This is a genomic window from Paractinoplanes rishiriensis, from assembly GCF_016862375.1.
GTDB lineage: Bacteria > Actinomycetota > Actinomycetes > Mycobacteriales > Micromonosporaceae > Actinoplanes > Actinoplanes rishiriensis.
In genome coordinates this window covers 1-22869 of sequence record NZ_BOMV01000111.1, presented here as the reverse complement: position 1 = coordinate 22869, position 22869 = coordinate 1, and the positions used below count along the sequence as shown (strand labels likewise).

At 67.9% G+C, this 22869-nt stretch carries 23 protein-coding genes and 1 pseudogene; 11 read left to right on the top strand and 13 right to left on the bottom strand.

Annotated features, from left to right (window positions below; translation table 11 throughout):
* The first annotated feature begins 162 nt into the window (after positions 1–162).
* From Ari01nite_RS45930 to Ari01nite_RS45920, 3 genes are all read left to right on the top strand, one after another.
* Positions 163–1770: a glycoside hydrolase domain-containing protein gene (locus Ari01nite_RS45930; protein WP_239163590.1), complete on the top strand. Its 1608-nt coding sequence runs from the start codon at positions 163–165 to the stop codon at positions 1768–1770.
* Positions 1771–1783: 13 nt separating this feature from the next.
* The gene (locus Ari01nite_RS45925; RefSeq protein ID WP_203790624.1) at positions 1784–2059 is read left to right on the top strand and encodes a hypothetical protein; all 276 of its coding nucleotides are present in this window, start codon (positions 1784–1786) and stop codon (positions 2057–2059) included.
* An 83-nt stretch (positions 2060–2142) separates the two neighbouring features.
* Positions 2143–2820, top strand: a complete 678-nt coding sequence (locus tag Ari01nite_RS45920) for a DUF2202 domain-containing protein (RefSeq protein WP_203790622.1) — start codon at positions 2143–2145, stop codon at positions 2818–2820.
* A gap of 155 nt (positions 2821–2975) precedes the next feature.
* Here Ari01nite_RS45920 and Ari01nite_RS45915 read toward each other — a convergent pair whose 3' ends face one another.
* The 3 genes from Ari01nite_RS45915 to Ari01nite_RS45905 form a co-directional block, all read right to left on the bottom strand.
* Positions 2976–3773 carry an alpha/beta fold hydrolase gene (locus Ari01nite_RS45915; protein WP_203790620.1) on the bottom strand — a complete coding sequence of 266 codons (798 nt, stop codon included), beginning with the start codon at positions 3771–3773 and terminating at the stop codon, positions 2976–2978.
* Between the two features lie 67 nt (positions 3774–3840).
* Positions 3841–4068: a PLD nuclease N-terminal domain-containing protein gene (locus Ari01nite_RS45910; protein WP_203790618.1), complete on the bottom strand. Its 228-nt coding sequence runs from the start codon at positions 4066–4068 to the stop codon at positions 3841–3843.
* A gap of 114 nt (positions 4069–4182) precedes the next feature.
* Entirely contained in the window at positions 4183–4635 is a 453-nt protein-coding gene (locus Ari01nite_RS45905) for a hypothetical protein (RefSeq protein WP_203790617.1), read from the bottom strand.
* 552 nt (positions 4636–5187) lie between these two features.
* Between Ari01nite_RS45905 and Ari01nite_RS45900 the strand changes: the two genes are divergently transcribed.
* Entirely contained in the window at positions 5188–6081 is an 894-nt protein-coding gene (locus Ari01nite_RS45900) for a CE1 family esterase (protein WP_203790616.1), read from the top strand.
* A 133-nt stretch (positions 6082–6214) separates the two neighbouring features.
* Entirely contained in the window at positions 6215–6580 is a 366-nt protein-coding gene (locus tag Ari01nite_RS45895) for a VOC family protein (protein ID WP_203790615.1), read from the top strand.
* Between the two features lie 21 nt (positions 6581–6601).
* Here the strand turns inward: Ari01nite_RS45895 and Ari01nite_RS45890 are convergent, their stop codons facing one another.
* The 4 genes from Ari01nite_RS45890 to Ari01nite_RS50585 form a co-directional block, all read right to left on the bottom strand.
* A complete protein-coding gene (locus tag Ari01nite_RS45890; RefSeq protein ID WP_203790614.1) occupies positions 6602–7411 on the bottom strand; it encodes a CBS domain-containing protein in 810 nt (269 codons plus the stop codon).
* A 768-nt stretch (positions 7412–8179) separates the two neighbouring features.
* Positions 8180–8779, bottom strand: a complete 600-nt coding sequence (locus Ari01nite_RS45885) for an alpha/beta fold hydrolase (protein WP_203790613.1) — start codon at positions 8777–8779, stop codon at positions 8180–8182.
* 258 nt (positions 8780–9037) lie between these two features.
* Positions 9038–9442 (bottom strand): hypothetical protein, encoded by a 405-nt coding sequence (locus tag Ari01nite_RS45880; protein WP_203790612.1) that lies wholly within the window; start codon positions 9440–9442, stop codon positions 9038–9040.
* Positions 9443–9625: 183 nt separating this feature from the next.
* Complete coding sequence (locus Ari01nite_RS50585; protein ID WP_239163589.1) at positions 9626–9796, bottom strand: hypothetical protein; 171 nt, start codon at positions 9794–9796, stop codon at positions 9626–9628.
* 51 nt (positions 9797–9847) lie between these two features.
* Between Ari01nite_RS50585 and Ari01nite_RS45875 the strand changes: the two genes are divergently transcribed.
* The 4 genes and pseudogenes from Ari01nite_RS45875 to Ari01nite_RS45860 all read left to right on the top strand — a co-directional run.
* Positions 9848–11779: a heavy metal translocating P-type ATPase gene (locus Ari01nite_RS45875; protein ID WP_239163588.1), complete on the top strand. Its 1932-nt coding sequence runs from the start codon at positions 9848–9850 to the stop codon at positions 11777–11779.
* 90 nt (positions 11780–11869) lie between these two features.
* A complete protein-coding gene (locus Ari01nite_RS45870; RefSeq protein ID WP_203790611.1) occupies positions 11870–12289 on the top strand; it encodes a hypothetical protein in 420 nt (139 codons plus the stop codon).
* A gap of 84 nt (positions 12290–12373) precedes the next feature.
* Entirely contained in the window at positions 12374–13000 is a 627-nt protein-coding gene (locus Ari01nite_RS45865) for a DUF305 domain-containing protein (protein ID WP_203790609.1), read from the top strand.
* A 715-nt stretch (positions 13001–13715) separates the two neighbouring features.
* Positions 13716–13844 (top strand): annotated as a pseudogene (locus Ari01nite_RS45860) (ion channel); the annotation flags it as partial.
* 353 nt (positions 13845–14197) lie between these two features.
* On the opposite strand, the gene Ari01nite_RS45855 reads toward Ari01nite_RS45860, so the two are convergent.
* On the bottom strand, positions 14198–15895 hold the full coding sequence (locus Ari01nite_RS45855; RefSeq protein WP_239163587.1) for a cellulase family glycosylhydrolase: 1698 nt from the start codon (positions 15893–15895) through the stop codon (positions 14198–14200).
* 649 nt (positions 15896–16544) lie between these two features.
* Between Ari01nite_RS45855 and Ari01nite_RS45850 the strand changes: the two genes are divergently transcribed.
* The gene (locus tag Ari01nite_RS45850) at positions 16545–17660 is read left to right on the top strand and encodes a ricin-type beta-trefoil lectin domain protein (protein ID WP_203790605.1); all 1116 of its coding nucleotides are present in this window, start codon (positions 16545–16547) and stop codon (positions 17658–17660) included.
* Entirely contained in the window at positions 17657–19291 is a 1635-nt protein-coding gene (locus tag Ari01nite_RS45845; RefSeq protein WP_203790603.1) for a glycoside hydrolase family 27 protein, read from the top strand. The genes Ari01nite_RS45850 and Ari01nite_RS45845 overlap by 4 nt, the downstream gene beginning before the upstream one ends.
* Positions 19292–19397: 106 nt before the next feature.
* On the opposite strand, the gene Ari01nite_RS50580 is transcribed toward Ari01nite_RS45845, so the two are convergent.
* From Ari01nite_RS50580 to Ari01nite_RS45825, 5 genes are all read right to left on the bottom strand, one after another.
* A complete protein-coding gene (locus tag Ari01nite_RS50580) occupies positions 19398–19586 on the bottom strand; it encodes a hypothetical protein (protein WP_239163600.1) in 189 nt (62 codons plus the stop codon).
* Positions 19520–19837 (bottom strand): response regulator, encoded by a 318-nt coding sequence (locus Ari01nite_RS50575; RefSeq protein WP_239163586.1) that lies wholly within the window; start codon positions 19835–19837, stop codon positions 19520–19522. Before Ari01nite_RS50575 ends, Ari01nite_RS50580 begins: the two co-directional genes overlap by 67 nt.
* Positions 19838–20276: 439 nt before the next feature.
* Positions 20277–20942 (bottom strand): potassium channel family protein, encoded by a 666-nt coding sequence (locus tag Ari01nite_RS45835; protein ID WP_203790601.1) that lies wholly within the window; start codon positions 20940–20942, stop codon positions 20277–20279.
* A complete protein-coding gene (locus tag Ari01nite_RS45830; protein WP_239163585.1) occupies positions 20935–22500 on the bottom strand; it encodes a TrkH family potassium uptake protein in 1566 nt (521 codons plus the stop codon). The genes Ari01nite_RS45835 and Ari01nite_RS45830 overlap by 8 nt, the downstream gene beginning before the upstream one ends.
* Positions 22501–22646: 146 nt before the next feature.
* The coding region (locus Ari01nite_RS45825; protein WP_203790599.1) for an efflux permease Rv1217c-related protein at positions 22647–22869 on the bottom strand (223 nt) is incomplete at its 5' end.

Here is a 22869-nt window from a genome sequence, read left to right as displayed (position 1 = left end):
CGATGTAGCGGAGTTTCCGGTGCCCGGTTTCCCTGTCAGCAGTCGCGAGCCTTGACCATAGCGGGCAGCGGGCGTGGCAGACCAGCGCCGGATCTGACGGACGGTCAGGCCGTTCGCCCCTTGCCGCGACCGGCGCGGATTGTTTAGCTCGAAGGAATCAACGTGAGTGAGGTCGTCATGGGTTCGCCGAACTTGCGCCTTCTGCATCGCCTCCTGTCCGCGGGCGTCGCCGCCCTCTGCCTGTCGGCTGTCTCCCTTGCCGCGTTTCCCGCGCCGGCAGCCGCTGCTCCCGCCGCGCCCGGAGCATTTACCGGGTCCGGTTTCGACGCCTGCACGGCGCCGTCGGACGCCACGATGGACGCGTGGCTCGCCTCGCCGTACCGGGCGGTCGGCATCTACTTCGGCGGCAACAACCGTGGCTGCACCCAGCCCAACCTGACGCCCGCCTGGGTGGCCCGCCAGCAGGCCGCCGGCTGGCACCTGCTGCCCCTGTACGTCGGGCCGCAAGCTTCGTGCACCACCACGACCAAGCCGAACCGGATCGACAACACCCAGGCCGCGGCCCAGGGCCGGGCCACCGCCGAGGACGCGGCCGCCCAGGCGACGGCGCTCGGACTGGGCCTGGAGAGCATCCTGATCTACGACATGGAGGCGTACCGCACCGACGACGCCGCCTGCCGCGCCGGGGTCCTGGCCTTCATGAGCGCCTGGACCGCACGGCTGCACGACCTCGGCTACCTGTCCGGCTTCTACAGCAGCATGGGCTCCGGCGTGGCCGACCAGGTCGCCAACTACAACACCGCCGGATATGTACGCCCGGACTACCTCGACTTCGCGCGGTGGGACGGCGTCGCGACCGTCTCCGACACCGCAATCCCGGCCGGGTACTGGTCCCCGCACCGGCGGATGAAGCAGTACCTGGGCGGGCACAACGAGACGCACGGCGGCGTCACCATCAACATCGACAACGACTACGTCGACTTCGCACCGCTGCCGCCGGCCCAGTTCGCCGACTTCAACGGCAACGGGTGGTCCGACGTGATCGCCCGTACCACCAGCAACGGCAGCCTGATTCTCTATCCGGGCAACGGCACGTACGTCGACACCGCAGCGGCCCGCACGGTCGGCAACAGCGGCTGGAACACCATGAGCGCGATCGTCCGCATCGGCGATCTCAACCTCGACGGCCGGGAGGACCTCGTCGCACGGCAGAGTTCCACCGGCGCCCTGTGGTTCTATCCCGGAACCGGCTCCGGATTCGGCACCCGCAAACAGATCGGCGCCGGCTGGAACGGCATGCGCGAGATCACCCCGATCGCCGACCTCGACCGCGACGGCTACCCCGACCTGATCGCCGCCCAGACCAACAACAACAATCTCTACTTCTATCCCGGCCGGCCCGGCGCAACGCTGGGTTCGAGGATCCAGATCGGCACCGGCGGCTGGGGCGCCATGAGCGAACTCACCGGCGTCGGCGACTTCGACCGCGACGGCTACCCCGACATGATCGCCCGGCTCACCTCCACCGGCGCCCTCTACCTCTACCCCGGACGTTCCGGCGGCTTCGCCGCCCGCCGCCAGCTCCACACCGGCTGGAACACCATGCGCGACCTCCTCGGCGTCGGCGACTTCAACCGCGACGGCTACCCCGACCTGACCGCCGTGAACATCTCCAGCAACATCCTCTACCTCTACCAGGGCAACGGCACGACTCTGCTCCCCCGCATCCAGGTAGCCACCGGCTTCGCGGGACGCACCCCACTGCTGTGACCGGAGGCTCGGCATGGGCTCATCTCAGCTGATCGCCGCGGCCGGCCTGTGCCCCGTGCTCCTCGGAGGCGGGGCGGCCGCGGCCCCGTCCGGCACGAACTGGATGACATCCCGGGTTTCGGTGTCGGCCGGCGTCAAACAGGCGGACTCGTACGCCTGTTTGACGCCGGCGATCAGCGGCGACGGCCGCGTCGTGGTCTACGAGTCCGAGGCCACCAACCTCGTTCCGCCGGACGCGAACCAGAACACCGACGCCTACCTGAGCCGGCGCCTCATCGCTCCGGCCTGATTCTCCACATCGTCTCCATACCGCTTCCACGCCGTCGCCAACACGGCGAGCCACGGTGGGGGTGTCAGGGAGAGGAGAAAATGATGAAGACCATTACTCGCCGCGCGGCGACGGTCGTGGCGGCCGGGGCGCTCGGCCTGGGCGGCCTGGCGGTCGCGGCTCCGGCACTGGCGGGGGCCGGGCCTTTCGGTCCCGGCCCAGCGCCGCGCATCACGGCGGCTGCCGAGAGCAACGGCATGGGATTCGGCGGCGGTATGGGATTCGGCGGCGGTATGGGATTCGGCCCCGGTTCGGGCTCCTGCCAGACACTCGCCGAGCAGGGCAGCCTCACCGCTGCCCAGCGGAGCGTGCTGGCGTCGATGGCGCAGGAGGAAAAGCTCGCTCACGACGTGTACGCGGCATTCGCGGCCCGGTATGACGCGGCCGTATTCGACCACATCGCCACAGCCGAGACCCACCATCTGATCATGATCCGTACGCTGTTGCAGCGCTACGGCGTCGCCGACCCGACCGCGAACCAGCCAGACGGCACATTCACCGATCCAGCATTCAAGGCCCGATACGACAAGCTGGTGGCGCAGGGCAAAGCCAGCCTGTCCGAAGCCATGGCCGCCGCCCAGCAGGCGGAACGCGATGACATCGCCGCCCTGGAGGCCGCCCGCGGCGGGCTGACCGCCCCGGACGTCAAACAGGTCTACGCCAACCTGCTGGCCGCGTCCGAACGGCACCTGGCCGCCTTCACCAGGTGGCCGGCTCGATGACACCCTGGGTGTGGTGGGACGGTTCCGTCCCACCACACCCGTTCCCGTCCGACGCGCGGCGGCCCTGGTGACCGGTCGACGCTGCGCCGCCACACACTCGCTGATCATGCTTGGATCGGTCGGCCGCACGGTGATGGGACACGCCGGATGTGCGGTCAGCCGAGGAACTCCGCTATCTCGCGCGCAGCGGCGCGTCCGGCCACCGTCGCGGCATGACCCTTCCGGCGATACAGCACCAGGCGAGCATCCGGGATGCGGTACGCGGTCTCACGGAACAGCTGCGGGTTGTAGAAGCCGTCCCGGGCGCCACCGATGACGAGCGTGGGCGCCGCTATCCGGGGCAGGTCCCGGGCCGCATCGAAGGTGTCCTCCGCAGCGACGGTGACTAGCAGGTCGGTCGGGTCGGCCGCGGTCATCCGGCGTCCGAACAGCCACAACAGGGCGGTGCAACACCACCGTCCGGCGACGCCGCCGGCGAGCGCGGGGCCGGTGGACGCCCACGCACGGCGGGGCCGGCCCTCGGCGGCGTACCGGGCAAGGTCGCGCTGAACCCGCCGGCCACCGGCGGAAAGCCGGCATGCGCTGGACACCAGTACCAGCCGGCTGACCAGTTCCGGATGCCGGGCGGCCAGCAACTGGGCAATCGAGCCGCCGGTGGACACGCCGATCACCGGCACCGGACGACCACCGAACTCGTGCGCGATCGCCTTCGCATAGTCCTCGGCGAGATCCTGGAGCGCCGCACCTCGCGCGAGGCCGGGCCGCCGATTGATCACCAACAACGTGAACCGGTCTGTCAGCGACCGGAAAACGCGCAGCTGGGCCCGCCGATCACGGCCGGCGGGATCCGCGTTGTCCCCGGTGATGCCGGGAAGGACGATGACCGGCGGTCCGGAGCCGCGGGCGGCGTACGGCAGTCCGCCCGCCAGCACCCCGGCAGCGATGGCAGCCATGACGACCATCTCCTCGCCTGCTCGTTCGTAATCGACAGCACAGTGACGGCGAACAACGGCTGCCCGATCATGGACCTGTTGCGCCGCGCCGGCCCTTCCAGAAATAGGCGATCGGTCCGACCGGCTGGACGAACAGGGCCGCCCACCACAGGGCCTTCGGTCCTCGGACGCGCTCTCGCGGACGCCGCATCAGGTCCACCACGGCCAGCGTGGTCAACGCGATTTCCGCCGACGCCGAGAGGGACACGGCCAGGCGCTGACCCGGTGACAGATCGCGCCACGAGCGTCGCTTCATCTTCCCACCTCGCATCACGGGATTTCTCCTTCAGGAGAACAAGGGCCCGGTCCGGCGGGTAGGGGAAAAGGTCCTGATGAGGAGAAACCACGCGTCCGCGCCAAGAGATCGCTGTCACCGGCGGGCCCACGCCTGCAGAAGACGGCACTGGCGCATCGAGGCCGCGTATAGCTGCAGGTATGCCTGCCGGACGTCGGGCGTGCGTAGATGCGGTAGCGCCGAGTCGATCATCGCAACCGTCTCACCGAGCATCTCCGAAACGACGTCCAAGGCCGCGGCCCGGTTTGCGAATCCCCGGCGCAGCAGGCGGGCGTACCGCTCCTGATCCGGTTGGCCGGTGAAACGACCAGCGTGGAGCGTGCCGTCCAGGCAGACGAGACCATGCCGGTCGAGCACGGCTCGGATCATCACGAGTTCCCGCGCGTACGCGGAAAGCATTTCCTCGGGAAAGACGGTGTAACGCTCCAAGAATGCGGCCGTCAAGTCGTGCGACATCTTCACCTGCACGGTCAGGCTGATCAGTTGCAAGCGCTGATCGGATACGAAAACGCTTTCCCGAACGGACATCTGTGCCTCCCTTGTTGCGAGAAGCATCAGTCCGTGCGACGCACGACTGCGAGGGCCCACGGTCCCGGACGGTGCGGCCGGAGGTCCCGCCGCGCCATGTCGCTGATTCTGTCGATTACGCCGACTTCCGCGACCTGCGGCCGGTCATGCCGAGCGCCGGGTCCAGCGCCGGCACGACGGCATTCCTGGCCGAGCTCGACACCACCTTCAAGCAGTTCGGCAACGTACGGCGTACGGTCTACTCCCCTGGACGCCTTCCTTGCCGATGTCGTCGGCATGCACAACGTGGCCCGCACCGGTTCGCGATGGCGCAGCGATTTCATCGCCACCGTCGATTTCCGTGCCATGGTCGGCGAGGACGCCTCCCGCGTGGCCCGCTCGGCCGGGTGACCCTGGCGGTGGCGACGTGATGCGGCCCTTCACCGGGCAGATCACGTTCGGCGCGCCCACCTGCCTGGGTAGCGGTCGGGCTGTCGCCAACCGGGGACAAACGATATTTTGGGAGGTGCGATGGCTCGACACGGGTGGCAGGCGGCTCGAACCATGGCTGCCGTGGCGGCAGTCATGGTGACGCTGGCCTGCAATTCGGCGGACAGTCCCGGGCCGGCTTCTGTCGCGTCGGCGTTGCCGGCGCTTGGCACCGGCACCGTGGAGATCGGTGGCCGCCAGGTCACCGTACACGTCCCGGCCTCCTATGCTCCGGCCCGGCCGGCGCCGCTGGTCATGGCCTTGCACGGATACACGTCCGACGCGAAGGAACTCGAGACCTACCTGCGGTTGACACCCGAGTCCGAGCGGCATGGTTTCATCTACGCCTATCCGGACGGTTCGGTCGATGACCGCGGCGAGCGTTTCTGGAACGCCACCGACGCCTGTTGCGCCTTCTCCAGTCCGCAACCTGATGACTCGCGCTACCTCAGCGGGCTCATCTCCACGATCCAGGACTCGTACCGGATTGACCGTGCCCGCATCTACCTGATCGGCCACTCCAACGGTGCGTTCATGACGTTCCGGATGGCCTGCGACCACGCCGATCAGATCGCCGCAATCGTCGCCATCAACGGCGCGACGTGGAACGACACCACGCAATGCCACCCCTCGGAGCCGGTAAGCGTCCTCGCCATCCACGGCAGCGCCGACGAGACCATCACCTTCACCGGCGGCGACATCGACGGCGTCGCCTATCCTTCCGCCGCCACCACGGTCGCCCACTGGCTGCGCTACAACCAATGCACCGAAACCGGCCGCGACGCTCCTCAGCTTGACCTGGTCACCGACCTGCCGGGTGCCGAAACGACGGTGCGCACCTACGCGCAGGGTTGTGCCGGCGGCTCGGCGGTTCAGGCATGGACGATCAACGGTGGCCTCCACGTGCCACAGCTGGGGCCTGCGTTCGCCCCGGCCGTGACGGACTTCCTGCTGGCCAAAGCCAAATCCGCCCGGTAGTCGCCCACGCCCTCCGGGATCTCGCCACGACATCCGTCGGCAAGGACGTTCGGCCCTATGCGGCCGTCGACCGGATCGGTGTTCTGAAGGCGAGCGTCTTGTGTTCACCCCTACTGCGGAGAGGATGGATGAGATGGCACATCCCGTGGTGCACTGGGAGATCGGCGGGCACAACCTCGAGGTCCTGGAGGACTTCTACGCCAAGGCGTTCGGCTGGGCCATCCGGGAGGGCGGCTCCGGCTACCGCTTGGCGGATCCCGCCGACGGCGGCCTCGGTGGCGGCCTCATGCGGGCCGGCAAACAGATGCCGCCGTATGTGACTGTTTACGTCCAGGTCGATGACCTGCAAGCCGAGTTGAAAGCAATCAGCGACCTCGGCGGCACACCACTCGTGCCACCGACCCAGATCGACGAGCGAATGTCGTTTGCGTTGTTCCGCGACCCCGAAGGCAACATCATGGGGCTGTTGCGCACGGACGAGGACATCCGGCCGGTGTAGCCGGCGGCGGCGACGAGTGATCTACAGCCGTGCTGCAGTTTCGGCGTCGTGGCCGCTTGCTCCGCGCCGTCCGGCGCAGCGGAGTCCAGCAGGGACATCGCTCCGCCCTGCCGCCGGGCCGGCGGACGGCGGGGCGGAGCGTACGGCACGGATGCCCGCCACGTGGGAAGCACGAGCGGTCCAGCGATCCTCACCCGTCTGCCAGCTGAGTTCGTCCACCACGGTTACCACGCCGGCGACCTCCCGGGTCAGCTGCACCGCAAGATCGGCCAGGCCGCGACTCGCCAGTCGCCCGCGCAGCGTCACCGTTCCCCGGTCCACACCGACCGTGACCGCTGCCGGTTCGGTCCATAGCGTGCGCCGCAGCACGCTGTCCTCGACGTCGGTCCGGATGTCGGCGTCCGAACGAATCTGCAGCCGCAGCAGGTCACGGCGGGAAACGATGCCGAGCAACCGGCCATCGTCGCCGACCACGGGCATCCGCTTCACCTTTTCGTCCTCCAGCCGCCCGGCCGCGGCGAGCACCGAGGCGCCCGGGCCAGTGGTCACCGCCGGAGCAGTCATCAGATCGGCCGCCCGGGTGACCCTGCCGATCTCCGCCGGTCGTCGCAGCGCGCGGACGATCCGTGCCCGGTAGCCTCGGGTCGCCCGCACTTCGTGCAGCAGGTCCGCCTCGGAGATGATGCCCAGTACCCGTCCGCCGGTGTCGACCACCGGAACGGCGCTGATCCGATGCTCGAGGACAGCGTTCACCACGTCGCGGAACGGGGCACCGGGCGGGACCGACACGACGTCGCGCGTCATGACGTCCTCCACCGTCCAATGCTTCATGGGATCCTCCTTCGGAGCCCGCCGGCCGATGACGGCCGGAAAGTCACTTCACCAGCCGGTCACCGGCGGACAGCGTGATCCGCGGGGTCCGATACGCATTCTCGGCGTTGGCCCATCGTCACGTCGAGCCGCAGCATTCAAGTCCCCGGTCATCGTCGCCGTCCCCACTGCCGACACAGTGGCTCGCGTCCAGGTTGCGCCGGCCCGGGGACGGCAGACAGAGCCGAAGGTCCCGGCGGGACCGGCTCGCTCCGTGGCCTCGCGTCAGGCGAGCATGTGCCGTCGGCATACCCCTGGAGGTATCATGGCCAGCCGTCGGGCCTCCCGGTACAAGCTCGGGCTTCATCAGCGACACCGTCCGGGACTATCTGATCGACGCCGTCGGCCTGGTCGCCACCCGCGGCCACCGGCTGCTGACCGACTACCGGTTCGACCCGCACACCGGGCTCTGGCACCACTGGGCCGCCGCCACCGAGCCGCCGCTACGCCTGCGCGACGTACGATTTGACGCCGACGGCCACCTCACTCACCCGCAGCGCCGCGAACAAGCAGGCGAGGAAGCCCTCACCGGCTACCTGAAGCAGGCACGCGCCCCGCTCGCCGGCAGCAGCCGTCCCAGGCGACCGGGGCGGCATACCACGTGAATGCCGACGACCCGGTCTCGTTCGACCGGGTCCCGGTGCGCGTGCACATAAACAGGGGAAAGGATTGATAGGCAGGTTCACGTGCCGTCTTGCTTGCTGCGGCGGACACACTGCGTAGAGCCGGTCAGAGCAATCGCTTGATATCGCAGACGAAACGGTCGACATCAATGAGGTGCGCGAACCGGCCGGGCACGTCGTAGATGTTCATCCGGCAGTCGCCCGGGTCGGGATCGGCGGGCGGTCGGCTGCGGATCGCGAGGCGCGCGTGCCGGGCGGTCGACGGCGGGTCCGGATGCGGCCGGATGCGGATGCAGGCGGCGTAATCGCGCAGCAGCCGCGGCTCGTCGGCCACGTCCACGAGGTTCCGGTACGGGGCCGGTAGCGCGTCCAGGTTCATGGTCTGCAGGTAGCGGTCGCGGTCGAGAGCAAAGCTGTCGTCGGCGTCGACGGTGACCAGGGCGTGCACGGCGTACCGGGTGGCGAACAAGGTCGCGAGGCCGGCGGACGAGCCATGGCCCACCACGATCGGTGCCAGCGGGACGTCGAGGGCGGCGATCAGGCCGGCAAGGTCGTCGACCAGTTCATCCGGCTCGTATCGCAGCCGGGGGTCGGACCCACCGTGGCCCGGCAGATCCGCGGCAACCACGGTGGCGTGCGGACGCAGGTCGGCGGCGGCCGGCCACCAGGTAACCCGGTCGAACAGCACCGCCGGGATGAGCAGCACAGGGCGACCGTGCCTGCCCCAGGTGTCGTAGGTCCACACGCCACCGCGGGCGGGCCATTCTTCGGTTGAGCGCACGGGTGGTAGCGGCGGCTCGATCATGACCACCGCCGCTGACGGATCATTTGGGACGCTCGGTGCTGTGCGGGCAGCCTGATATCGGTATTCATGACAGTGATCGACTTTCGAACGCAGAAACGGAAGGAACGACGCGTCAAGCCCGGAGTTGACGAGCGAGGGGCGACGCGGGCGTGACCGTTTCTACGTTCGGCTGACGCCGATGGCGATGAGCGTGATGGGGGGCGGTGCCGGTTGCACGGGCTGCGACCGATTGTCGGCGCTGATCCGGCCGTGGCCGCGAACCGCGGGGATCGCGGCGGGCACGCCTGGGGCGTAGGCGATTGTCGGCGATGCCTGGACGTGGCAGTCGTCGTCCGCTGCGCTCGGCTGCTGGTGATCGGCTGGTTCGCCGGTGACGTTCCGCTGAACGGGATCAGCGGCGCTCGCGATCGGGCTGTCGAATGCGACGACCGCGGCGTCGGCGTGCGCCGGGTGGTCGTCTGCGCAGTGGCCGCCTGACCAGAGCCCCCACGCGGTCATAACCAGTACAAGAAGCAGCCACAACGGCCACCGGCGGGCGGCGGTGACCGGTTGCTGGCGATACACGACGCCAGGTTACGTCATTTCCTCGCCTGCCCCCGCTGACCGCGCCGTCACCGGCGACGCGCGCCAACGCAGGGGTGAATCAGTGACGCCCTCGCCGCCAACGATGGACTGAAGGCCCTTGGCTGATACCCCCATGGGGTATATGTTCGGGGTGGAGGTGCCGTCATGAAGCAACAATGCGGATCACCGGCGGTAAGCGGCGCCGCGATCGAGATGACCGAAGCGGCGATGCACGCGCACAGACCTGCCCCGGCCGGAATTTCGGCGCACGCTCATGAGCACCATGGGATACCGGCCGGCGGCCACGATGCGCACGCCGGGCATCGGGCCGGGCATGCCGGTCATGACAAACACGCCGGGCACGACCCGGAGGTCTTCCGGCGCAAGTTTTGGCTGAGCCTGGCGATGACGGTGCCGATCGTGCTGACCAGCCCGATGGTGATGGACTGGTTCGGCTACTCGCTCGAGTTTGCCGGCATTGCCTGGGTTGGGCCGGTCCTGGGCACGGCGGTTTTCTTCCACGGTGGTTGGCCGTTCTTGGCCGGCGCGGTCAGCGAGGTGCGGGACCGGGCGCCGGGAATGATGCTGCTGATCGCGATGGCCATCACCGTCGCCTATGTGGCGTCGCTGGCCACCAGCGTTGGCTGGTTCGGCCTGGACTTCTGGTGGGAGCTGGCCGCACTGGTGACGATCATGTTGCTCGGTCACTGGCAGGAGATGAAGGCAATCGGCCAGGCCCAGGGTGCCCTGGCGGCGCTGGCCGCGCTGCTGCCCGACGAGGCCGAGCGGGTCACCGCAGATACGGTTGAGACGGTGCCGGTGACCGCGCTGACCGTCGGCGATGTGGTGCTGGTGCGTTCCGGGGGCCGGGTGCCGGCCGACGGCCACATCGTCGAAGGCGCCGCTGAGGTCGACGAGTCGATGATCACGGGCGAGTCGCGGCCGGCGTCCCGCAGGACCGGTGACCGCGTGATCGCCGGCACGGTGGCAACCGATTCGGCGATCCGGGTGGAGGTCGACGCGGTCGGTGACGACACCGCATTGGCCGGGATCGGGCGGCTGGTCGCGCAGGCGCAGGCGTCAAGCGGCCGCGCCCAAGCCCTCGCCGACCGTTTCGCCGCCTGGCTGTTCTACATCGCCACCGGGACCGGGCTGGCCACGTTTGTGACGTGGTGGGCGCTCGGCGACCTCGACCAGGCCGTCGTACGCACGGTGACGGTGCTGGTCATCGCGTGCCCGCACGCCCTCGGCCTGGCCATCCCGCTGGTGATCGCGCTGTCCACGGCATTGGCGGCACGGGCCGGCATTTTGGTCAAGGACCGACTCGCCCTCGAGCGGATGCGCACGGTGGATGCGGTCCTGTTCGACAAGACCGGCACCCTGACCAAGGGCGCGCACACGGTCACCGCCTCGGCCGTCGCGGCCGGGTACGGCGACGACGAGGTGCTGCGGATCGCCGCCGCGGTCGAGGCCGACAGCGAACACCCCCTCGCCCGCGCGTTGGTCGCAGTGGCGCGGGATCGAGGACTGGCCGCCGTCGCCATCGGTTTCCGGTCGCTGACCGGCCGCGGCGTGCAAGCGACCGTCGACGGCACCACCTACGCCGTCGGCGGGCCCGCGCTGCTGCGGGAGCTCGGCGCCACCGTCCCCGACGAGCTGGCCGGACCGACCGGCGCGTGGTCACGGCGCGGCGCCGCCGTGCTGCACCTGATCCGCCTCAACGGGCCCGCGGTCGTCGGCGCCTTCGCCTTGGAGGACGAGATCCGCCCAGAGGCGCGGCAGGCCATCGAGCAACTGCGCCGGCGCGGCGTCCGCAAGATCGTGATGATCACCGGGGACGCCCGCCCGGTCGCCGAGGCGGTCGCCGCGGAGCTGGGCTTCCGGCCCGGCGAGGACGAGATTTTCGCCGACGTACTGCCCGCCGACAAGGACCGCATCGTGACCCGGCTGCGGGATCGCGGCCTCACCGTGGCGATGGTTGGTGACGGCGTCAACGACGCTCCCGCGCTGGCCCGCGCCGACGTCGGAATCGCTATCGGCGCCGGCACCGACGTGGCGATCGAGTCCGCCGGCGTAGTCCTGGCCGCCTCCGACCCGCGCGCCGTCACGGGCGTGATCAGCCTGTCGAAGGCGTCCTACCGCAAGATGATCCAGAACCTGTCCTGGGCGGCCGGCTACAACGTACTCGCGATCCCGCTCGCCGCGGGCGTGCTCGCCTGGGCCGGCGTGACACTGAGTCCGGCGGTCGGTGCGGTGCTGATGAGCGCCTCCACGATCGTGGTCGCCCTCAACGCGCAACTGCTACGCCGGGTGCACCTGTCACCTGACGAGCAGTGACGCCACAAGACGCCCAGCGGCCGCCTGTAGGCAGCCGGTCGTGCGGGGGGCGATGGTCGCGGGCATCGGTTTTCACGCTAGCGTGAGGTGGTGACCGGGGCGGTGACAGCAGGCGGCCGGATGGCCCGATGGCTGGTGCTGGCCTGCACCGTGATCGGCCTGACGGCGATGCACAGCCTCGGCCACGCCGGGATGGCCGGCCACCATGAAACCCACGGCGATGCACGGTCCACCGCGACGACGGCAGGGGTCGCGTCGTGGACCGAAGGCTGCCCGGGCGACAGCTGCCCGATGACTCCCGGCCACGGTTCGCCCGCCGGGTGGAGCGCCTGCCTGGCGATCCTGTCCGGCGTCGCCGTCGTCGCCATGCTGGTCGTGCTGATCGTGGCCACTCGCCGTCGTGGCGCCGCCGGCACACTCGAATGGCTGCCGGGCTCGCCGCCGCGCGCATCACCGGGCCGGCAATCCTGGAACGCGGCCCTCCCGTTGACAACGGTCCTGCGCATATAGACCCCACCTCGGCACCCGCCCCCGCGGCCGGTGTCGGGGCGCCAGCGCCTACCCGTAATCAACGTTTGAAAGGTCCTAAGCCACATGATGCGTTCCTTTGCGCTGCCCTCGGCAGCGCGGCGAGCCGGCCTTGCCGCCGGCGTCGCCGCTATAACGACCATTCTGCTGTCGGCATGCGGCGGGGATCACCCGACGACCGGCTCCGGCACGAACCACGACGGCATGATGCCGCCCGCCTCGGCGGTGGCTGGCGCCACGTTCAATAACGCCGATGTGGCGTTCGCCGAACACATGATCCCGCACCACCAGCAGGCCGTCACCATGGCGGCCATGGCCGCCAGGCACGCGTCCGACACCCAGGTGAAGGAACTCGCGGCGAAGGTCCGGCAGTCTCAGCAGCCCGAGATCGACACCATGAACAACTGGCTGACCACGTGGGGGCAGCCCGCTCCGATGTCTGGCACGGACCACAGCTCGATGCCCGGCATGATGAGCGACACCGACATGGCCACCCTCAACAAGGCCACCGGTGCCGCGTTCGACAGGCATTTCCTTACCATGATGATCAGCCACCACGAAGGGGCGATCACCATGGCCACAGAGGAGACCGAGCGAGGGTTCAACCCCGACGCCAAGGCCCTGGCCCAGAAGATCATCACCGATCAGCAGGCCGAGATCACCACGATGAAGGCGATCCTCGACCGGCTCTGACGCAATATGCGCCTGTGCCGCCGTCCACCACAGCGCGTGGACGGCGGCACAGGCGCTGCTCTATCAGGGTGCACCTGCCGCATCGCGTCTGGGGCCAGACGACCGGCCGCACCAGGTGTCTCGCCGCGCGGCTTGTACACCGACAGCACCAGCACCGTGACCAGCAGCATGATCGCGCCGCGACAACTATGCGACCGTGACGGGCGCCAATCCCGCCGTGCCCGCCTTCCCCACGGCGTACATAGTGCTCACCGCGTCACAACGGCAATGACCGTGCTGCAAATGCGACCGCCGACAGGTCCCCGGCGCGGAGCTGTGCGCGGCGTCCACCTCGCCAAGCGCCTCGAGCCGCTGCGCGGACGCGTCGATCACGGCCTCGTCGCCCTTCAGCAGCCGACTGGCAATTCTGGTCGAGCGCGGTGATGGTGTCCAAGGTGCTTGCCGACCACCAGGCCGGCCTGAACCGCGGTTCCAGGGCTCCGTCCTGCTCGAGGGAGCCGTACGGTGTGGGCTTCGTCAAACCGTTCCAGGCGCAGAGCTCACGGTAAACCCCTGTAACCCGGCTGGATGCCGCCAAGAAACGCGCGTTTACCGACTTCGACCTCGCGCGGCGACCATGAACGCCGGTTGTGAATCCTGCAGCGTGCCTCCGTATCACGAACGCTGGTTCCGGGCTACCGTACGCAGGTGCAGGCGGAGAACTGATGATCCACCCGGATACGGCGACATCACGCCGGTGACTGAGGACGCCCGCCTGGTGAACGTTCTGGTCATCACACCGGCGCGGGTGATGTTCCTGATCATTCTGGTCGGCACCACACTTGAGGTTCTCACCCACCAGTACGGGCGCCTCGGTCGCGGCTCGGCCGGACGACCCCGGCAGCCTCACCCGCGGACAAGTGCTCGTCAGCGCAGACCCACCCGGAAGCCGTCATGAGCAAATCGTCCGATGGCGGCATCGAGGATCCGCGTCGAGGTGGCGAACTCACCGTCTCGACTCTCCTGGCCCGCGCCGTCCGGCATCACCAGCCCAGATTAAACACTTGTTCAACCACTGCGCATGGCCGGCGCGATGCGCACTTCGCCACGTAGCAGGACACCAACAGCCGACCCACCGATGACCTGCTCGTTGAACTGACAAGCGAGCAGCCCTGTCTTCACCGAGCCGCCGCCCCCCTCTGCGGCGAGAGAGAACGGTCAGGCGTGGCTACCGGTCACCGAGCTTCCGGATTTCGTCAAGGTATAGGTGACCTGGGTACCGCTCCAGAAGTGGAAGGTGAGCGTGATGGCACCGTCGTTCACCTCGGCGAAGAACTCGGGTTTCAGGAGTATGACGCCCGCGGCGTAATCGGGCTGGAAATGGGTCCAGAACTCCTTGAACGGGGTCCAGTTCGCCGGACCGGCTGGGCTGCCGTCCACATATTCGGCCTCCATGGTGGCGAGTTGATCGCCACGGAACTGCGTTGGGATGGCGAACGAACTGGTGCTACCCGTCGTGTCGGCCTGCGTCGGGGTGTCGTAGCTGATGATTTCGATCTGCCACGGCACGCCCTGCGAAAACCGGGCTTCGACAGTTGCGTTCACCCCGTAGGCCCGGTCACCGGCCAGCCGTCTCATTGCCGCCGAGGTCAAGGTGAGCGTGGTTCCCGAAACCACGTAGTCTTTGCCGTTGCGTAACGGGTTGTTGCCCTGCCACAGTCCCCGGAACGACAGGCCGTTGCGGTTGAGGTTGAGGGTTTTGCTGGTGACGGGGCTGCTGCGCGCAACGTGGAGCTGGTCGGAGGAGGCGGTGGCGGAGCGGGTGGTCAGACTGGCCGCCATCAACTCGTGGATGCCCCGATCCCGCCAGCGCAGGTCCGGGCGGTGCAGGAACGAACCGGCGTCCCAGAGCATGGTGGTGAGCTTCCTGGTCCGGGCGTGGTAACCGACCGCCTCGAAGAATTTCAGCAACTCCCCTCGTTCGATGATGCCTGGCCTGGTGTAGTCGTAGCTGAGCAGGGCCCATTCACCGATGATCACGGGGATGCCGCGGGCGACAAAAGTGTTGTATGCCCGATCGAAGGTGCCCAGGATGTCTTGTTCGACGTTTGTGTCATACCGGGTGCCCCCGGCGATGTTGACGCTGAACGGCCACCAGCCGTAGAAGTGGATCGTCGCTACCAGGTTGGGATCGTCCAGCTCGTTGAAAGTGTTGAGCAGGGCGTCCATCCTGGCCTGCTCGCCGCTGGTGTGCAGAGTGGGCAGCACCAGCAACCGAGTGGCGTTGTGCCCCCCGGTCTGCCGTACCAGACGCACGAACGCGAGATTGAGCTCGTGCACCATCTCGTCGCTCTCCGCGTCTCCGGAGGTTCCGGCGAACTGCGGCTCGTTGATGCTCTCGAACAGCAGCTTGTCCGAATGGTCGCGGAACTCGGCGGCGAGCTGGCTCCACAGCCTGGTGTACCGGTTCAGGACGGTGGTGCGTTCGGTCGGGTAACTGTTGATCCATTGCCAGGAGTCGTGATGCAGGTTGATCATCACGTGCAAACCCTCGGCCAATGACCAGTCGACGACCTCGCGGATCCGGTTCAACCAGGCCGGGTCGACTGGGTAGTCGGGCGCCGGGCCGTGGTGGTTGCTCCAGGTGACCGGGATGCGAATGCTGTTGTAGCCCTGCGACCGTACGAAGTGCAGCAGTTCGGGTGTCGTGCGGGGATTGCCCCAAGAGGTCTCGTCCGGGATCGCGTCGAACGTGTTTCCCAGGTTCCACCCCGGCTGCATCGCAGCCACCCGCGCCATCGGACTTGACGGCTGCGGCGACGCCTTGGCCGTACCGTCCTGCGACGTGACCGATGCCTCGTCCCCCACCCGATAGCCGGCCGCCGCCTGCGCGCCGGCGGCCGGCACTGTCCCCACCGCCAGGAGTATGACCACTGCGGCGGCGAAGGTACCGACGCGACGACGCCTTCTCGCGTGCTGCGAACCCATGGGTAACTCCTCGCCCTCGTTGTTCCGGCACACCGCGCATCCGAAAGTGTCGGGCCGCCCGTTAGAAAGTTTCTTCCGGGAAAGCTACCCCCATTCATTGCCGTTGGTCAATGTCTTCAATGGTCGCCAGCGGCATAACAGTTTTTAGAAGACGACTTCTTGTAACGTTCGCCGCCGGTTTCCGCCGTCGGGGAAGGTGGAAGGAATTCCCCCAACTGAAAAATGTAATGCCGGCAACCGCAGAGACGGTTTTAGGACTCATCACGGAGGGGCGACCACCATATTTTCGTACTTGAATGTTTGGAAATGTTCTGGCAATGTCTCAATCCGAGAGGTTAACGTTCTCAACTGTCTGGACCGCTGCTTGCCGGCGTCGTCTCCGCACCGTTCGCGGGCCGCCTGGCACACCACCACGCATGCGGTCCTTCCCCCGAAACTCATGCCGCCCCATCGCTTCACCGCACCGGGACCGAAGGACGCCCCGGCGAACGACGACGTCGCTGCCCACATCCGCCGGGGTCCGCGTGCCCACCCCCATCCGCCGCCGTGAGGCCGCGGACCACCGAGAGGAACATGGATGCACCGACAAACGAGCGGGATTCTCGGCGCCGCCCTGGCCGCCGCTTTGGCCGCCGGTCTGGCGCTGGCCGGCACGGTCATGGCGGCCAGCGCTTCGGCGGCGGAGTCGAACGGCGGGGTGCGGGTCATGCCGCTGGGCGACTCGATCACCGAGGGAACTCAGGTCCCCGGCGGCTACCGCATCGGGCTATGGCAACGACTCGCGGGCGCCGGCTACCGGGTCGACTTCGTCGGCACCCAGTTCAACGGTCCGGCCGCTCTCGGCGACCGCGACCACGAAGGCCACCCGGGATGGCGGATCGACCAGATCGACGCCAACATCACCGGGTGGCTGCAAACCACCAGCCCACGCACCGTTCTGCTGCACATCGGTACCAACGACGTGCTGCAGAACTACAACCTGTCGTCCGCGCCGAGCCGGCTGTCCACCCTGATCGACCGCATCACCACGGCCGCGCCGATGGCGGATGTGTTCGTGGCAACGATCATCCCGCTGGCGTCCGCCGGCCAGGCGGCGGCCGCTCGCACCTTCAACTCCGCCGTTCCCGGCATCGTGCAGAGTAAAAGGAACGGCGGCAAGCGCGTCCATCTGGTCGACATGCACGCCGCGCTGACGACAGCGGACCTGATCGACGGCGTCCATCCCACCGCGGGCGGGTACGACAAGATGGCAGCGGTCTGGAACGCCGCGCTCCAGTCGGTGCCGGGCAGCATCGGTGAGGTGGTCGGCCCCCCGACGAGCGGAGCCCTGGTCGGCGCCGGCTCCGGTCGCTGCCTGGACGTGCCGAACGGCAACACCACCAACGGCACCCAACCGATCATCGGGGACTGCACCGGTAGCGCCAACCAGCGATGGACTTTCAACGGGCAAGCTCTGCAGGCGCTGGGCAAGTGCCTCGACTCACCGACCAACGCCAACGCGGGGGTCAAGGCTCAGCTGTGGGACTGCTCCGGCGCGGCGAATCAGCGCTGGAGCCGCAACGCAAACGGAACGATCAGCAACGCAGCGTCCGGCCTTTGCCTGGACGTGAACGGGAGAGCCACCGCCGCCGGCAGCTCGGTCGTCCTGTGGACGTGCACCGCTGCCACCAATCAGGTTTGGACTGTGCGATGAGACGCTGGAAAGCACTGCTCGCTGCGAGCCTTCTGCTGTTGCCGGGCACCGCAGTCGTCACCGCCGCCTCACCGGCGCAGGCCCTGGACAACGGGGTAGGCCGTACGCCGCCGATGGGATGGAACAGCTGGAACACGTTCTACTGCAACATCAATGAGGCGCTGATCCGGGGAATGGCCGATGCCATGGTCACCTCCGGCATGCGCGATGCAGGCTACGAGTACGTGGTGGTCGACGACTGCTGGATGGCTTCCACCCGCGATGCGAACGGCAACCTGCAGGGTGATCCGACCCGCTTCCCCAGCGGCATGAAGGCACTCGGCGACTACATCCACAGCAAAGGGCTGAAGTTCGGGATCTACCAGGCGCCACTGGACCAGACCTGCGCGCAGTACTTCGACTCCTACCCTGGAGCGACCGGCAGCCAGGGCCACGAGGCCCAGGACGCCCGGCAGTTCGCCGCCTGGGGCGTGGACTACCTCAAGTACGACTGGTGCTCGCCCCTCGGCACCATCAACGAGCAGGTCACCACGTTCGCGAAAATGCGTGACGCGCTGGCCGCCACCGGCCGGCCGATCCTCTACAGCATCAACTCCAACAGCCTGCACTCGAAGACCGGGCCGCAGCGCGACTGGGGCGATGTGGCGAACATCTGGCGCACCACCGAGGACATCCAGCTGGTCTGGAACACCGACCAGATCAACGGCTATCCGATGGGCATACAGAACATCATCAACGTGAATGTACCGCTGGCCGCATACGCGGAACCGGGCGGCTTCAACGACCCGGACATGATGGAGGTCGGCCGCGGCACCCTGACCGACACCGAGCAACGTTCGCACTTCGCCATGTGGGCGATCATGGCCGCGCCGCTGATCGCGGGCAACGACATCCGGAACATGAGCGCCGCCACCCAGACGATCCTGAAGAACCCCCGGCTGATCGCGATCAACCAGGACACTCTGGGCCGCCAAGGAGTCCAGGTCGCCGGCGACGCCAACCAGCGAGTGCTCGCCAAACGACTGTCCAACGGCGATGTCGCGGTGGCGCTGTTCAACCAGAGCAGCGCCACCCGGACCGTCTCCACCACGGCGGCGGCGATCGGAAAGTCCGGAGCGTCGTCGTACACCTTGATCGATGCCTGGAGCGGCGCCACGACGACCACCGGCGGCGCGATAAGCGCGAGTGTGCCCGCGCATGGAACAGTGGTCTACCGGGTCAGCGGCGGCGTCACCGGTGAGCCGCAGGCCCCGCCCTCGGCCACCCTGGTCAGTGTCTCCTCCGGACGCTGCCTGGACGTGCCCAACAGCAACACCACCAACGGCACCCAGCTGATCATCTGGGACTGCACCGGCGCCGCGAACCAGAACTGGGTAGTGGCCGGGCAGACCCTGCAGGCGCTGGGCAAGTGCCTCGACGCGCCGACCGGCGCAGTTCCGGGCGCGAGGGTGACTATCTGGGACTGCCACGGCGGCACCAACCAGCAATGGACCTTCCAAGCCGACGGCACCGTCCGGGGCAACGCGTCCGGCCTCTGCCTCGACGTGGACAACAACCAGACCGCCAACGGCACAGCGACCCTCTTGTGGACCTGCACCGGTGCCGCCAACCAGCGGTGGACCCGGCGCTGACGGGCGACGGCCGCAGCATCAACTCATCGAGGCCGCAGCCTGGCACGTCCTGGGATGTTCTTGGCGCCTACCTGCCCTCTCCGGGACAGGTAGGCGCAAGGACACGTCACACGGCTGCGCTCATAAGGAGCCCCACTGTGGGGTCCCCGCCGGCGGACAGCGCTTCCTGGATGGCTGCCACGGGAAGGCCGACGACGGCAGTCATGGCGCCGTTGGTTATGCGTGACATCAGCTCGCCGCGGCGCCGTACAAGGCGCAGGCCGGCACCGAAGTCGAGCGCACCGGCGGCAAACAGGGCGTTGTATTCGCCGAGGCTGTGGCCCGCGAAGAAGTCAATTTCGGCGGGAACTTCCCGGCCGCCTTGATCCTTTTGACGTCCAAAAGGATCAAGTCCGCCTTCTCGCAGGTGGTGGCGACGGCTCGTTCGCCGCAGTCAACGTTGACCACGTTATACCCAGCGGCAGTGAACGCGTCGGTCAAGTCATAAAGACCCGCCGCTCCGATCACCACCAGAATCGGAATACGAGCATCCCCGTTTCCAGTCATTTTCATCCCCGTGACAGACTGGTGAAACTACTATTGGAACTTGATTTTGTGCCGGCCGCAATCGGCGGACACAACGTCATGACCGACTTCGATCAAAGCGAGCAGCACTTCCACGCCAATGATCGCCACTGTACACGGTGGACACTGCGGTTCGAGGTCATGCAGCAACCGGCCATGAAACCTTGGGCTCCCCTGAAGGAATCACCGCTGCCGGTATCGGTAACGGCGTTTGGCAGGTCGTTGCGGCGCTCGACAAAGCCGGACATTCGGGGATGCGGTCCGCCGCCCCCGGGGCCGGTATCTCGCTTGCTATCGGCGTATTCGCCGCACGAAGGTTGACCTCGGAATTCTGCAATCCGATGGCCCAGTTCGCGAGGCCGGACCACGGCCGCCGGCCGGTCTCAGCAAGTGTGACAGCATGCCGACCGACGTCGCCTGCCTAGGTGAGGCTGGCGAAGGTCTCGACCTCGCTGGTTCGCCCCGCGACGATCAGGATGTCGCCGCTGTAGACGGTGGTGTCAGCGGTGGCGTAGGTGAATGGCTCGCCGGGTCGCTTGATCGAGACCACGGTGATGCCGTACTTCGAGCGTAGGCCGGAGTCTGCGAGGGTCTTGTTGATGGCTTCCTCGGGGGCGCGGGCTTTGACGAGGGCGTAGTCGTCTTCGAACGCGATGAAGTTGAGAATGTGTCCGGTGACGAGGTGCGCGACGCGCTCGCCCATCTCGTGTTCGGGCAGCACGACGTGGTGCGCGCCGACACGTTCGAGAATGCGGGCGTGCTGGCGGTTGACGGCTTTGGCCCAGATCTTCGGTACGCCGAGGTCGGCAAGCAGCGAGGTGGTCAGGATGCTGGCTTCCAGGTCGGTGCCGATCCCGACGACGGCGTGGGTCATGTCGGACACGCCGAGTTGTCGCAGCGATTCCTCGTCGGTGGTGTTGGCGATAGCGGTGTGCGTGAGCTGGTCGGCGTAGGTCTGCACGACTTGCGGGTTGGCGTCGATCCCGGTGACTTCCCAGCCGCGGCGGACAAGTTCGGCGGCGAGGGAGCCACCGAAGCGGCCGAGGCCGAGGACGACAATGCGGTGGTCGATCGGTTTCCTAGCCAACGACGGGTCGCTCCTCGGGTCGTTCGTAGCGGCGGGTCCGTTCGCGCAGTGCGAGCGCGGTGACGGCGGTGATGGGGCCGAGCCGGCCGATGAACATCAGCAGGCACAGGATGACATGCCCGGCGGTCCCGACCTGGGCGGTGATACCGGTGGACAGACCAACGGTGGCGAACGCGGAGACGGTTTCGAATAGCACCACGTCGAGGCGGAACGGCGTCAGGGCGAGTAGCGCGAGGGTCGATACGGCGATGGCGGCGACGCCGAGCAGGGCGATGGTCAGTGCTTGACGCTGGACGCCCGCCGGGAGCCGGCGGCCCAGGGCGTGCACGCTGGGTTCGCCGCGGATCTCGGCGAGGATCACGAAGCCGAGAACGGCGAAGGTGGTGACCTTGATGCCGCCCGCGGTGCCGGCGCTGCCGCCGCCGATGAACATCAGAACATCGTGGATGAGCAGGGTAACGTCACGCATCTGCGCCACGTCGAGGCTGTTGAACCCGGCGGTGCGGGGCATGACGGCGGTGACGAAGCCGGCGAGTAGTTTGTCGGCGACGCCCAGCGGCCCCAGCGTGGCCTTGTTCGTCCATTCGGCCGCGCTGATGGCGAGCCAGCCGCCGGACAGCAGTGTCACGGTCATCCCAACCGTGATCTTCGTATGGATCGACCACCGGCGTGGGGTGCGTAGTTCGCGACGAAGCTCGAACAACACGGGGAAGCCCAGTCCGCCGACGATGATGGCGGCGGCGATGGGCAGGCAGATGATCGGGTCACCGACGAACCGCACGAGCGAGTCCGGATAGAGGGCGAAGCCGGCGTTGTTGAACGCCGACACCGCGTGAAACAGGCCGAGGTAGGTGGCGCGGGGCCAGGCGTGACCGTAGCCGTCGGCGAAACGCCAGGCGAGCAGGATGGTGACCAGCAGCTCGACCAGGAGGCTGATCCGCAGGACGCCGAGCACGATCCGGCGCAGTTCCCCGATGCCCAGCGCCTTGGTCTCGGCCTGGGTGCCCAGTTGCAGCCGGATCCGCAGGCGGCGGGCGACGAGCAGACCGAGCATCGAGGCCAGGGTCATGATGCCGAACCCCCCGACCTGAATCAGCAACAGGATCACTATCTCGCCGAAGACGGACCAGTAACTTGCGGTGTCAACCACGACCAGGCCGGTCACACACACCGCGGAGGTAGCGGTGAAAACCGCCGTCATGATCGGCGCCCGGTCGCCGGTCGTGGTGGCGAACGGCAGTGACAGCAGTCCCGCCCCGAGCAGGACTGCGGCGGCGAACCCGAGGACGACCAGTCGGGCCGGATGCCGGACCGCCTGCGACAGCGGAGCGGCCGCGGCCGGCAGCCGTCCCCGCAGGAGGTGTACTGCCCGGGCGGCTACCGACTGCAGTGCCTGCTTCGTTCTCGTCCACCAACCAGGCGGCGGTGTCTGCCGCCTGCGTCCCTCCTCGCGGCTGATCGGTGTCCAGAACAGCACGGCGATACCGAGAGCAATGCCCAGGAACACTCCACCGCTCAGGAGCAGCCCCATCAACAACTGCGCCCCGGTCGACTCCATCAGCCACGATTCCGTTCGGTTGCGGTCGCTGATGATCGTCTCACGGACTCGCCTGTCCCGCGGTCAGCGATCGCATCAGGGCGTTCACCTCGGTGTCGCAACACTCCCGACCCGGCGCCGCCTCGATCCGCCGGGTCGGCTGCCGTTCACGTTCGAAGGTCTCGGCGGCGGTACCCAGCGATACCTGCGCCCGTCAGGACGACTGCCGCGATCAGCAGCACCGTGGAGGCCGTCGTGTTGGGGCCGGTCAGGGGTACGGGGGCCAGATGCGCGAAAGGTGAGAGGTCGCGGACCCAGGCCGGTGCGGCGATGCTCTCGGCGAGGATCAGCAGCAGGAACCCGCCGGTGGCGGGCAGACTGCCGATGATG